This is a genomic window from Candidatus Lariskella endosymbiont of Epinotia ramella, from assembly GCF_964019805.1.
Taxonomy (GTDB): Bacteria; Pseudomonadota; Alphaproteobacteria; order Rickettsiales; family Midichloriaceae; genus Lariskella.
Genome location: NZ_OZ026472.1, coordinates 1,278,471 through 1,291,536, shown reverse-complemented (window position 1 = coordinate 1,291,536; position 13,066 = coordinate 1,278,471). Strand labels below are relative to the sequence as shown.

Annotated in this window: 11 protein-coding genes; 7 read left to right on the top strand and 4 right to left on the bottom strand. The window is 35.0% G+C overall.

The window, feature by feature from the left end; genetic code table 11:
• Nucleotides 1–203: 203 nt before the first annotated feature.
• The gene (locus AACL20_RS05565; protein ID WP_339051965.1) at nucleotides 204–2,123 is read right to left on the bottom strand and encodes an ankyrin repeat domain-containing protein; all 1,920 of its coding nucleotides are present in this window, start codon (nucleotides 2,121–2,123) and stop codon (nucleotides 204–206) included.
• Between the two features lie 7 nt (nucleotides 2,124–2,130).
• Nucleotides 2,131–2,951 (bottom strand): IS5 family transposase gene (locus tag AACL20_RS05560; RefSeq protein WP_339051669.1). Its coding sequence is split into 2 segments (ribosomal slippage): nucleotides 2,131–2,564 and nucleotides 2,564–2,951, totalling 822 coding nucleotides; the frame shifts between segments, so codons are not numbered across the junction.
• A gap of 883 nt (nucleotides 2,952–3,834) precedes the next feature.
• Here AACL20_RS05560 and AACL20_RS05555 point away from each other — a divergent pair.
• On the top strand, nucleotides 3,835–4,677 hold the full coding sequence (locus AACL20_RS05555; protein WP_339051964.1) for an outer membrane protein: 843 nt from the start codon (nucleotides 3,835–3,837) through the stop codon (nucleotides 4,675–4,677).
• A 315-nt stretch (nucleotides 4,678–4,992) separates the two neighbouring features.
• On the opposite strand, the gene AACL20_RS05550 is transcribed toward AACL20_RS05555, so the two are convergent.
• Nucleotides 4,993–5,193, bottom strand: coding sequence for a zinc-finger domain-containing protein (locus AACL20_RS05550; protein ID WP_339051963.1), 201 nt, complete (start codon nucleotides 5,191–5,193; stop codon nucleotides 4,993–4,995).
• A gap of 53 nt (nucleotides 5,194–5,246) precedes the next feature.
• Nucleotides 5,247–5,993, bottom strand: a complete 747-nt coding sequence (locus tag AACL20_RS05545; protein ID WP_339051962.1) for a YebC/PmpR family DNA-binding transcriptional regulator — start codon at nucleotides 5,991–5,993, stop codon at nucleotides 5,247–5,249.
• A gap of 190 nt (nucleotides 5,994–6,183) precedes the next feature.
• On the opposite strand from AACL20_RS05545, the gene AACL20_RS05540 reads away from it, so the two are divergent.
• The 6 genes from AACL20_RS05540 (at nucleotide 6,184) to AACL20_RS05515 (ending at nucleotide 13,060) form a co-directional block, all read left to right on the top strand.
• Nucleotides 6,184–7,004, top strand: a protein-coding gene (locus tag AACL20_RS05540) for an IS5 family transposase (RefSeq protein WP_339051669.1) whose coding sequence is annotated in 2 segments (ribosomal slippage) — nucleotides 6,184–6,571 and nucleotides 6,571–7,004 — 822 coding nt in all. Because the reading frame shifts where the segments join, the coding sequence is not laid out codon by codon here.
• 417 nt (nucleotides 7,005–7,421) lie between these two features.
• Nucleotides 7,422–9,083: a hypothetical protein gene (locus AACL20_RS05535; protein WP_339051961.1), complete on the top strand. Its 1,662-nt coding sequence runs from the start codon at nucleotides 7,422–7,424 to the stop codon at nucleotides 9,081–9,083.
• An 831-nt stretch (nucleotides 9,084–9,914) separates the two neighbouring features.
• Complete coding sequence (locus AACL20_RS05530; RefSeq protein WP_339051960.1) at nucleotides 9,915–10,472, top strand: cytochrome c family protein; 558 nt, start codon at nucleotides 9,915–9,917, stop codon at nucleotides 10,470–10,472.
• A 145-nt stretch (nucleotides 10,473–10,617) separates the two neighbouring features.
• Entirely contained in the window at nucleotides 10,618–11,232 is a 615-nt protein-coding gene (locus AACL20_RS05525) for a lysophospholipid acyltransferase family protein (RefSeq protein WP_339051959.1), read from the top strand.
• A 1-nt stretch (nucleotide 11,233) separates the two neighbouring features.
• The gene (gene truB, locus AACL20_RS05520; RefSeq protein ID WP_339051958.1) at nucleotides 11,234–12,160 is read left to right on the top strand and encodes a tRNA pseudouridine(55) synthase TruB; all 927 of its coding nucleotides are present in this window, start codon (nucleotides 11,234–11,236) and stop codon (nucleotides 12,158–12,160) included.
• 79 nt (nucleotides 12,161–12,239) lie between these two features.
• Nucleotides 12,240–13,060 (top strand): IS5 family transposase gene (locus AACL20_RS05515; protein WP_339051669.1). Its coding sequence is split into 2 segments (ribosomal slippage): nucleotides 12,240–12,627 and nucleotides 12,627–13,060, totalling 822 coding nucleotides; the frame shifts between segments, so codons are not numbered across the junction.
• Nucleotides 13,061–13,066: the final 6 nt, after the last annotated feature.

Here is a 13,066-nt window from a genome sequence, read left to right as displayed (position 1 = left end):
ATCAATTTTTTGCGAATGGACTATAGAAGACTCTCAAAGGTCATACCTTACTTTACCTACTTCCATATTCTCCAGATTTAAATCCTATAGGGCAAAATTTGCTCAGGCTAACATATTTCGGTGTACTAATAATTGCTCTATCCAGGAAATCTTTAATATTTACATATAATAGCTCTTTTATACTGCTTTAGCCATATCAGATCTTAAAACACTGAACCATTATTTTCACTCAAGTGAAACAAAGGATTTAGTAAACTGTAAAGCAATCCATCAGTACTATCGTTTGTAAAAAGTGTAGTAGAAAAGCATAGAGTTTCACCGCTATCGTTATACGAGTCGCTACTTTGCATGCGCGCACCTCTAAGTGACACCGTATTTTCCACTTCTTCTTCGGAGGTATTAGAAGATTGGCTGATAACTCTGACAGCGCCACTCTCAAGAGCAGAGCGAGCGCTTTCAAATAACTCACCAGTTCTAAGATAATGCAATACTTGCGCTTCCAGTTTTCCATCCGTAAGTAAAGTATCTGGCATGGAAACTTCAAATGTCTCATTGGCAATAGAGAATTTATAATGTTCCTGGATTGCAGCTGAATTTCTTTCTAGCATACTGCGGGCACTAGGAAGCAATTCACCAGTCTTATAATAGTAAATAAGCTGCGCTTGCGTTTTCGCATCCACAAGAAGATCAGTATTTGCAATATTCAGTTCAATGCTTTTCTTCATATCAGAAACCATAGATCTTTCATATGAAAGCATATTGCCTAATATGGTTGCACTTTCAGAAAGTACAGGCATACTTTTTAGTTTACTTTCCTCTTTGCTGTCACTATAGCCAGCATCTTTCAGCAGATGTTTTTCAAACAGAGTTGAATGCTTCAGTACCGCTTCTTCTTGTGAAGTGCGCTTCTTTCCACTCGCAAACGCAGTTAAGTTTTCTATAACTTCAGGGCCGCAATTGCTGTAGTGTTGTTTTTCTACTTCTACTATTACTTGCTCCGTAGAATAACCTCTAGATTTTAAAGTGGCACTAATCTTTGCAAAAAACGATTCAGGAGCTGTATTTAACTCAGAATCCATATAATAGAGCACAACTTCGCCCTCATATTTCTTAGCTGCAATCCCTACTAAATGTTTCCCACCTATGTTAAGTGGTATGAGTATAGTATCTTTTTTAGATGCTATGATAAAAGACGAAAGTTTAGCGGAAGTATCATCTTCATTACCAGCTCTTAAAGTATAATTGTCTTCAAGAACATCAATTGACTTTAGCGCTCCTGGTTTGGCATCCTCAAGCCGTAATTTTAGCAGAAAGCTCACATGATCTTGATAATAATAAGAAAGTGCTTCAGGAATACCTGGAATGGCAATTCCAACTTCTGCGCCGTATATATCCATATTATTGTCTGAATCTATGACATTGTTTGAACTCACGAATCTTATTAGTAAATTATCTATTAGCTGACGCAAATTTGGAGCGATTGAATGATACACTTCGTTAAACAAGCTTTCTACTTCGTTTGGAAAACTCGCTATCAAGAGTGCTAGCGAATCTTTATTATTGATAGTATAGTGCCACACTGTGTGTCCATGAAAATCTTTTTTGCTAAGCAAGCTTTTTACTTCATTTGGAAACATCTCTATCAAGACTGCTAGTGAATTTTTATTTAGAGCGGCAGCATAGTGCAATACTGTGCTCCCATCGTTATTTATTATTTGAAGCCCGTATTCTTGAAATATATTCATCAAAATTTTTAGTGATTCTGTATTAACAGCAGCATAGTGCAACACTGTATCACCACGAACATTTTGTATATTTAGCATTTTATGGACGAATCTCTCTGTCATCAAAACTTTTAGTGATGCTGCATGATAAGTAATAGCTAATTGCAGCGCTGTGATACCATAATTATTTTGCACATCAAGTAATCTTTCTACTTCGTTTGGAAAACTCTCTATCAAGGCTGCTAGTGAATCTTTATTGTAAGCAACGGCATAGTGCAGCACTGTATTGCCATGAATATCTTGCTTATTAAGAAAACTTCCTATTTTGTTTGGAAAAGCCGCTATCAAGAGTAGTAGTGAGTCTTTATTATACTGTGCGACACAGTAGACCTCTTGCATAACCTATTTAAAGCTCAAAGTTATAGATACCAGCAAGTAAATTAAACCTTAAACCGAATCGTTTTCTTCTGTTCCTATAACGATCAGCGATAATTTTAAATCGTTTGATCATGCCTATGACGTTTTCATTTAAAACACGTTCACTAGACAATTGACGATTTTTCTTTTTATCTTTCCTGCTTAGTGGTCGCTTTTTTGTCTTTTTCTTTGGTAACTCTGAATTATAATGCAACTTATCAATGCCTTGATAACCAGTATCTGTAAGAACTTTAATCTCAGGGTGGATGTGAACTCCGGATTCTTTAAATAACCTGAAATCATGACGCTTGCCATTAGAAAAATTAGTGCAAATGATTTCTTTTTTCCTTTTATCCACAATAAGCTGAGTTTTTAGAGTATGTCGCCTCTTTTTTCCCGAATAAAAGTGCTTCTGTTTTTTTTAGGTCGTTCTATCGGTGTTTCAGTAGCATCAATTAACACAAGTTCGTATTCAGAATCGCTTTTTAGTAATGCTTTACGTCCAGGTAGTGAAAATCGTTTATCTTTAATTAGAGTATCTTCAATCCAACGTATATTACGATAACAGGCACTTTCACTTATTCCATAACTGCGGGAAATATGAAAATATGTCCTGTATTCACGCAAGTACTCAAGCGTCATGAGTAATCGATCTTCTAAAGCCAATTTATTGGGTTTTCCACCTTGAGACTTTAAAATAGCTTCAGCTTCTTTTAATATACTTAGTATAACTTCAAACGTTCCTCGTTTAATGCCAGTAAGCCTGCGAAACTCTTCTGCGTATTCATCTTTGATGTTTTCAAACTTCATGTTATCCTTGATAAAATCAAGGATTTTAATCAATTTATATGGTTATGCAAGAGGTCTAATGTTGATGGAACAACGTTAATTCCGAGTATTGGTGGTGCTACACAGGATGGGTATGGTTCGTATGGAACATCGACGCTTTGGACTAGTTTTAATGGCGCTCCTTCTAATTTCTGGGATCAGATTTCAAGCAGCCATTATGCTTGGATAGATTTTTCGCCTTTCGCTTAGGAATATTTGATGCAAATGCTTTATTTTTTATGTTTTTTGCAAAAATATATTGCTAAGCATTTGGGCAATAGAGTTGGTTATATTAGAAAGCACAGCATGTATCAAAAACGAGATTTAATGGTACTGCTGCGTTGAGATGTGAATATACTCGTTATACTTTTCAAAATTGGTGCTTTTTAAAGATCGCTTGTTATGTATTTATTATATATTTCCTTGCGAAGTATAACTTCGTATGTGCAAAAGTTCAAATCTCAACTCCCAACTCTTCATTTACCTGCGGTATATGTTCGGTATATAGGTTGAAAATATATTTTTGCGACATGCTCTTTCAAATCAGTATGTTTTGAATCGCGATAAAATTTGTTAGTGCGTTAGCAGATCTGTGTTGCATTTTTGATTTCAGAACTGCCTTTATAAGCGCGCGCGAGGATTTTAAGAGCATGACTTTTTGAAGTGTCAAGTTAATTTCTGAGTCAATGCTGATATATATTGGTGAATAAATTAACGAAGTAATACTTGAAAATCAGGCCAAAGGAGGTCTTGTGAAAGTGACTTCGCCAGCAGTGCCTACTATAAATTTTCTTGGCAATTTCGTAGCATTTAGTTTGCAAGCATTCTAATACTGCATAGCAACCTTTTATTATAAACATTCATTATGTGCTTTTCTAAATATTTTTCAAATCACAAGTTGCAGTTTTTTATTTTGTTATTTGCTTTATTTCAAGTTTCAGAATGTATTGCAAAGTTTTATGGCAAAATTGATTATAGAATTTTAGCTCCATTAAAATTCTCTGATAATGAACCTTTAGATAAAAATGGTTTTGGTTACCTAGAACATAAACCAAACATTGGTAATTTATACAGTTTCGGTGTTGGAAAGGTTTTTGGTAACTTCAGAGGAGAAATAGAAGTATCATCGTTTAATGTAATGTATGAGAATTATATTACAGATATAACAGTGGCAAGTGAAACTCAATTGAAACAGGTGGATTGTCCAGATGGGTTTCTGCAGAATATTGCTTCTCCTCCTCAGTGTGATTTCCCAGTACAAGTGCCGCTGATCCAAGTTACAGGGTATGAAAAGCAAAATATTTCTGGAAACTTAGCAATGGCGAATTTTTATTACGACATCGCAAAATTTTCTAAGGTTACACCATATTTAGGTGCAGGGCTTGGTGTTGCAATGAATACGCCTGGTGATTTTACAGTAACTGCGGACAAACATAATTGGATTTATAAAGGCGAGCGTTCTAATCGTATTGCTTACAGTCTAGCATTTGGTTTTAGATATGATATCAGTGATAGAGTTGCAATTGATTTAGGTTATACATATTATGATGCTGGTAAGATTAGAACGAGTAAACCTGATTATATTGTTTTACCTCAATATGATGGAAGTGATTCGAAGTATAGTGTTGCGCCTGAAGGAGCATCACTTCCGCTTTCTACCAGCCTTCATATGCATAGCATAAAGCTTGGACTTAATATGAATTTTTAATTTATATAGAGCCGTATGCTATTACTTTTAACAAGTCTTTCTAGACTTCCTATTAAAACTCGCATTTTCCAGTAAAGCCAGTGCAAAGAGCATCTTTCAGGCTACACGATAGATTGTCGCACTTCAAATTAGAATGCGCCCTGTGTCAAATTGCGTTTAGAGTTGGAAAATAGTGTTTTAAAGCCGTAAGAAAAAACGCAAAAACCTTACGGATTTTGTGAAAGTAGCGTTTTTAGGCGCAGGACTAATTAATATGCAAAAATTGCATAGCAAATCAATTTTTGGCGGATATACAAAATAACTTACAATACAATATCAGAGCTCTTTATATATAAACATCTGATTGCAATATGGGCATATCGCACCATCCTCTTTATCAACATATAAATATACCCTTGGATGCCCAGGACTACCATGTGATCCCTCACAGTAAATATGTTCTGCAACCACAACTTTCGCATCTTTCAAATTATGAAATTCTGGACTTCCAACCTTATCATTAATCAACGCGCACATAAGATTCAGCTCAATTTAGATTCAACAGCAACATTCAAAAACAAACTCTACTCTTAATCCAACTCTGCCATGCTATCAGGTATAGTAAAATTATGATACACATTCTGAACATCATCATTATCTTCCAAAATATCTATAAGCTTGATCATAGTTTTCAACTTGTCTTCACTAAGTGATATTTGCGCATTGGGCTTCCAAATTAACCTTGCAATAGATGGTATGCCCAGCTCAGATTCTAACTTCTCTCTTGTGCTATGAAAATCCGTATGATCACAAACGATCTCACACTCACTTTCATAGAATATACAATCCAAAGCTCCGGCATCAAGTGCAATCTCCAGCATTCTATCTTGTCCAGCTTTTGAAGCAAAGTTATACACTACAATCCCAAGCCTTTGAAAAAGATAAGATACACTTCCTGTTTCTGCAAGCGTACCTCCATACTTTGAAAAAGCTGACCTAACTTCACCAGCAGTTCTGTTTTTATTATCAGTTAGAGCCTCTATAATGAAAGCAGCGCCATCAAGCCCATATCCCTCATACCTGATCTCATGATAGTTGCTATCTTCGGTATTCGACGTAGCTTTTGCTATAGCAGCCTCCACTCTGTCTTTTGGCATATTCACTTCTCTTGCAAGTGCTATAGCAGCTCTGAGTCTAGGATTAAATGCAGGATCCATGTGACCGCTACGAGCTGCCACTACAATTTCGCGCACTACTTTTGTGAACATCTTGGCGCGTTTCTGATCTTGCGCACCTTTTCTATGCATTATGTTTTTAAATTTTGAATGTCCAGCCATGTTTTAATACTGATCTCACATATTTTGATCATGATCATAATACACAGCACTGAAGATTGCAAATGAACAGATATAAGTATTTTATGCTGATTACATCAAAAGTTATATGAAAAACTATTACTCTGTATGCAATAGACCTCTTGCATAACCATATAAATTGATTAAAATCCTTGATTTTATCAAGGATAACATGAAGTTTGAAAACATCAAAGATGAATACGCAGAAGAGTTTCGCAGGCTTACTGGCATTAAACGAGGAACGTTTGAAGTTATACTAAGTATATTAAAAGAAGCTGAAGCTATTTTAAAGTCTCAAGGTGGAAAACCCAATAAATTGGCTTTAGAAGATCGATTACTCATGACGCTTGAGTACTTGCGTGAATACAGGACATATTTTCATATTTCCCGCAGTTATGGAATAAGTGAAAGTGCCTGTTATCGTAATATACGTTGGATTGAAGATACTCTAATTAAAGATAAACGATTTTCACTACCTGGACGTAAAGCATTACTAAAAAGCGATTCTGAATACGAACTTGTGTTAATTGATGCTACTGAAACACCGATAGAACGACCTAAAAAAAACAGAAGCACTTTTATTCGGGAAAAAAGAGGCGACATACTCTAAAAACTCAGCTTATTGTGGATAAAAGGAAAAAAGAAATCATTTGCACTAATTTTTCTAATGGCAAGCGTCATGATTTCAGGTTATTTAAAGAATCCGGAGTTCACATCCACCCTGAGATTAAAGTTCTTACAGATACTGGTTATCAAGGCATTGATAAGTTGCATTATAATTCAGAGTTACCAAAGAAAAAGACAAAAAAGCGACCACTAAGCAGGAAAGATAAAAAGAAAAATCGTCAATTGTCTAGTGAACGTGTTTTAAATGAAAACGTCATAGGCATGATCAAACGATTTAAAATTATCGCTGATCGTTATAGGAACAGAAGAAAACGATTCGGTTTAAGGTTTAATTTACTTGCTGGTATCTATAACTTTGAGCTTTAAATAGGTTATGCAAGAGGTCTAATGTAACTTTTCCATTGATGAGAGTTGCAGCTTTAGCCATACAAATCTTTCTATTCTTTTTCATAAAATTCGCAAGTAGATATATAACAAATTTATGTGGTGTGCAGTGGTATATTCTAATGCCTCAATATTTGCCACCAGATACTCAAGCAGTGAAAATTTAAAAATTAATCAAAAAATCCATGCGATAATTTGACAGCATTTTAATAAATTTTTCAAAACATTTAACGCAAATTTAATACTATGTCATGCATTTGTATGAAAATTCAGCTTATAAGCAAAGCAAAATGCAGATGTGTGCGAATTTATATGTTATAGTTTGCAATATCACTGCTTTAGAAAATGAAATAGCGCAGCAAGCAGAACAAATTTAACATACCAAACAAGGTTATTATCATGCCAGGTACCACAAATCAAAACGGTCTTTTTGAATACTATGGTTTTACAAAGCCATCACACGCTAAGTTATTCAGTATATATAACAATCTAGATGACAGGGAAAACGCTCAGTTTTTAAAAGATATACAACGTAATAAATTAGCTGCGAAGAAAAAGGGCGTATATAAATTCATAGAATCGCCAGGCGATTTTAATAACTATATGTCAAAGTATGAACAAAATGCAGCAATGGTATTTTTAAATCAAGGACTGTTTGGTGGCCCTCTTGTTGCAATAAATCAGATTGAGAACGTGGGAAATGAGGCGGGACAAGGGCAACATGATATTCAAAGTATCGACACAAGAGACCTAAATCTAAGTTCTTTAAAAGTAGATTTGGTTTTAGAGAATACGTTTTTATCAGATATAGATAATGCGTTTAGTGTAGGAATCAAAGCAACTATTATGGATGCTAGGTATTTCGGAGAAATCAAGAGCGCTCAAAAAGCATCAGAGGAAACAATCTGGAATCAAGTAAAAGAAGTTGTTCTTGGCAAAAATTGGGTTGAACGTCAGAATAAGAATGAATTGATTGAAAAGGTAGGATTATTTGATCTTCAATATTTATTTCGCTTCTCTGACTCCTCTGAAGATGTATTTATAAAATTGACATCAAAAGGCCAGAAAAATGCCGAAGGGTATATAATCAGCAGAGAAAAGCTGGCAGAATTAGGAAACATCTTTGTGCGTGATGGTGAGGTATCTCAAAATAATATTTTATTAATGGACGCAGAATTTTTTGATACATCACAATCTAAAGCCTTGGACACGTCAAGAATTGAAGTAGTAGAAAAATTGCTGGCGGAACATGTGGCTATATCAAATCACCGTAAAGCATTAGAAGCAGGATTTTCAAATTACGCTACGTACAAAAATACCATACAAATAGTTGAAACCAGTAAAACTGCGCTCTATTTAATAGATAACGCAAACGTCATTTTTTGGACAATAGAAAAAACAGCAGATATTGTATTTGATCAAAATATACAATGGCTAACAACTCAATTTCAACCGCTTGCATCTGATGCATATTTGCCTATAAGCATCACATTAGCTACTGCGCAATACAAACTCGCAGAGCCATTTGCACACACAATTGCAAATACAGTTGGGCATCTCGTTAAGCATAGTGCATCTTTTAATGATATAGAAAATGGCTTTACTAAATGCCTAATTAGCTCAGGAATTAGTACGTTAGGTGGTATACTTTCTTTTGGTTTTATTGGAGGCTTATATAGTGGCGGAATAAGCATCGCCGAATGTACTGCCGCCGCACTTGGCATGCATACTTTAAGTGATATTTTTACCACATTAAATATTATAAATGGCATTTACTACGGAAATAATGCCATGAAAGTAGTGGAAGTTATGAAGCTAATGTACTCTATATCAAATAGTGAAGACACAGGGAAGCAATTAGCGTATTATGCTTCTACTCAAACATCACATAATACTAAAAAAGCAGGAGCTGCGATTGAACAAAATATTGTTGAGCCTGATATAAAACAACAATACAATGTTCATACTGGTACTCAAGATGAACACTTAAATTCATGCACGAAAGCTTATGCTGAAGATGCGCAATATGCAGATCAACACGACTGTTTAGTACCATTCTAGCTAATATATTTATTATGTACATACGAAGTCATACTTCAAAAAGAGCTAGTGGAATGTGTATAATTAGCAATCTGACGACGCTAATTTTGAAAAGTATGACGAGTATGACAGAGCCGAAGGCCCCAGCGCTAATTTTCGGGTATATAATTTGTTCTATACCTAGCAAAGATTAATTAGGCACTGCCGGTAAAGTCACTTTCGCAAGACCTCCTTTGGCCTGATTTTTAAGTATTACTTCGTTAATTTCTTCTCAAATATATATAATTGACTCAGAAATTAACTGGTACTCTAAAAAATCATGCCATTTTAAATTCATGCGCGTGCACTTACTTAAGGTAGTACCTCACAAAATCCATAAGATTTTTTGGCAATTTTGCCATTTTTTCTGCAGGACTTTCGGTGCATTGTAATTGCTTGAAACCAAGGTAAATCTAATAATCTTTAAAACATAACCAGAGTCTCTATTTGTATCTTATATGCAGTAATGAACCTGTCAATTTTCAAGTTCACAATATTTGGTATTATGGTATATTTCCCATTATATATATACTAGTCATGCTTCAAAAATTGGTGTCACCCAAAATACTACTTATGTATTTATGTGTACGCATGCTTCCTTAGTTCTTCTTAGCTCTTTTTGAAGTCTAACTTCGTATGTATAATAAATACCAACTCTTCATTTATCTGTGGTATAACGAGCTCAACTTTGAGATTTGATGTGATATAACATTTTCAAAGTAACCTTTGTCTTTTTTACGATAAATTGTGGTATCTTATATTGATATATTTGTGGTGATTTTGATGTTAACTTGGCTTTGATGAGGGCTTCCTGTGCGAGATTTTGAGTTTGATAAGATAGCGCTCGCTATTGCATTTGGTATATTTGCAGTCATTTTTAGCTGGAACGTTGGAAATATGCTATATATTCCTGAAAAAGAATTGAAAAAGCCTGGTTATATTGTAGCAATAAAAGAAGGCGGTGTGGATGCTGCAGGTCAAGCAAATAGCAATGAATTGCCTGAAGAGGTAGATATAGTAAAGATTATGGCAGATGCAGATTCAAAGTTGGGTGAAAATGTATTTAAGAAATGTGCTGTTTGTCATACAGATGCAAAGGATGCAAAAAATAAAATAGGGCCAAATCTTTGGGGTATAGTGAACGCTAAGGTTGCGCATCGCCAAGATTTCGATTATTCTCCAGCAATGCAACAGCGAGGGCAGAGTGGAGCAAGTTGGACATATGAAGATCTATACAGATATCTGTATTCACCAAAAAAATATGTGCCAGGTACCAAGATGGCTTTCGCTGGAATAAAGGATGATAAGGAGAGGGCTGGGGTGATAATGTTTTTAAGACAGTTGTCAGATAATCCAGAACCTTTGCCATAAAAGTAGTATGAGGAAGGGCTAAAGAAGCATGAGAATGTTTAAAATTTTTAAATCTATAAGGTTATTTATCACATCTTCAATTTTTAACGTATTCTTTTGCGTATGGACTGTTGTAATTTGCTCTGCGCTTTCACCATTTGTTATTTTGGGAAGCGTAAAAGCCGCAGCTAAAGCTGGCTATTGGTGGGCTTGTGGAGTAATGTTTGTACTAAGATGGCTGTGTGGAATAAAAGTTGTAGTCACTGGTGTAAAAAATTTGCCGCATACTAGACCATTCATCGTGGCTTCAAAACATCAATCAGCACTAGAAACAGTGTTTTTTATGCAATATTTCAAAGATCCAATATTTGTGCTTAAGAGAGAGCTTACTAGAATTCCAATATATGGATGGTATTTGAAAGCAATGAAAATGATCAGCATTGATAGATTTGGAGGAGCAGCAGCGCTCAAGAAGATGTTAAAAGAATCATCAGCTATGCTGAAATCTGGCAGAATTATCGTAATATTTCCAGAGGGGAGAAGAGTAAAAGTTGGAGAAGTTGCAGATATTCAATCAGGTATTCTTGCTATACATAATTCTTCTCCAAGCACACTTGTTGTCCCAGCCTTTTTAAATTCTGGCTTAAGGTGGCCAAAAGGTGGGTGGATAAAAAAACCTGGGTTTGTAACTATTCATTTTGCTGTACCATTTTCTAGACAAACTCGCAGCAAAGATGAGTTGATTGAATACATCTCAGAAAATATTAATTCTATGATATAAAATGAAGCTTGAGGTACAAGGCTGGTTAATGCTTGATAAACCAGAGGGGATTTCATCAGCTGCCGCGCTAAATAAGATAAAAAAGTTTGTTAAGCCAGATAAAATAGGACATGCTGGCACTCTAGATCCATTCGCTTCAGGTCTTCTTATGGTAGCTGTTGGGAAGGCGACTAAACTGATACAATATTCCATGGCACAAGAAAAAGCTTATAAATTCAGTATTAAATGGGGGGTAAGCACAGATTCAATTGATCCGACAGGTAATATTGTAGCAACTTCTTGTGATAGGCCAAAAATCTCTCAAATCATTGAATTTATCTCGAGTAATCATGGAATGATATTGCAGGAGCCACCTATTTATTCAGCAATAAATATAAATGGTAGAAGAGCATATGATATCGCAAGAAGTGGGGTTGATTTTTCGATAGAAAGTAGGCCTGTTAATATTAAAGAGCTAAAGTTGCTTAGTCATACCAAAGAAGAGAGCGAGTTTTTTCTACGATGTGGAAAAGGATTTTATGTCAGGTCATTAGTTAGAGATATTGCAAAATATTGCTCAGTATATGGTTATACTTCTAAATTGCGCAGGACTAGTATAGGAAATTTTACTGTAGAAAATGCAATTTCCGTTGACTGCATATTGGAAAAGGTAAAATGTAGAGAAGACGTTGCGGCACTACTTATCAAACCATATTCTGTGTTAGAAGGAATGAGTGTATATATAGCAAGCCATGAAGAAATAAAACTAATTAGACATGGAAGAAAAATTCGTGCCAAAGCAGTAAATAGCATAGCTGAGAATTGTGAAGTAGCAGTTCAGGATAACTTGAATGGAGAATTAATTGGAATTTGCATTCAAACAGGAGGGTATTTACATCCAAAAAAAATATTATCCACCTTGAATGCTGAAGCTTACCGAGAAATTTAAGCTTTCCTATTACAGTTTCAATAGACCTCTTGCATAACCATATAAATTGATTAAAATCCTTGATTTTATCAAGGATAACATGAAGTTTGAAAACATCAAAGATGAATACGCAGAAGAGTTTCGCAGGCTTACTGGCATTAAACGAGGAACGTTTGAAGTTATACTAAGTATATTAAAAGAAGCTGAAGCTATTTTAAAGTCTCAAGGTGGAAAACCCAATAAATTGGCTTTAGAAGATCGATTACTCATGACGCTTGAGTACTTGCGTGAATACAGGACATATTTTCATATTTCCCGCAGTTATGGAATAAGTGAAAGTGCCTGTTATCGTAATATACGTTGGATTGAAGATACTCTAATTAAAGATAAACGATTTTCACTACCTGGACGTAAAGCATTACTAAAAAGCGATTCTGAATACGAACTTGTGTTAATTGATGCTACTGAAACACCGATAGAACGACCTAAAAAAAACAGAAGCACTTTTATTCGGGAAAAAAGAGGCGACATACTCTAAAAACTCAGCTTATTGTGGATAAAAGGAAAAAAGAAATCATTTGCACTAATTTTTCTAATGGCAAGCGTCATGATTTCAGGTTATTTAAAGAATCCGGAGTTCACATCCACCCTGAGATTAAAGTTCTTACAGATACTGGTTATCAAGGCATTGATAAGTTGCATTATAATTCAGAGTTACCAAAGAAAAAGACAAAAAAGCGACCACTAAGCAGGAAAGATAAAAAGAAAAATCGTCAATTGTCTAGTGAACGTGTTTTAAATGAAAACGTCATAGGCATGATCAAACGATTTAAAATTATCGCTGATCGTTATAGGAACAGAAGAAAACGATTCGGTTTAAGGTTTAATTTACTTGCTGGTATCTATAACTTTGAGCTTTAAATAGGT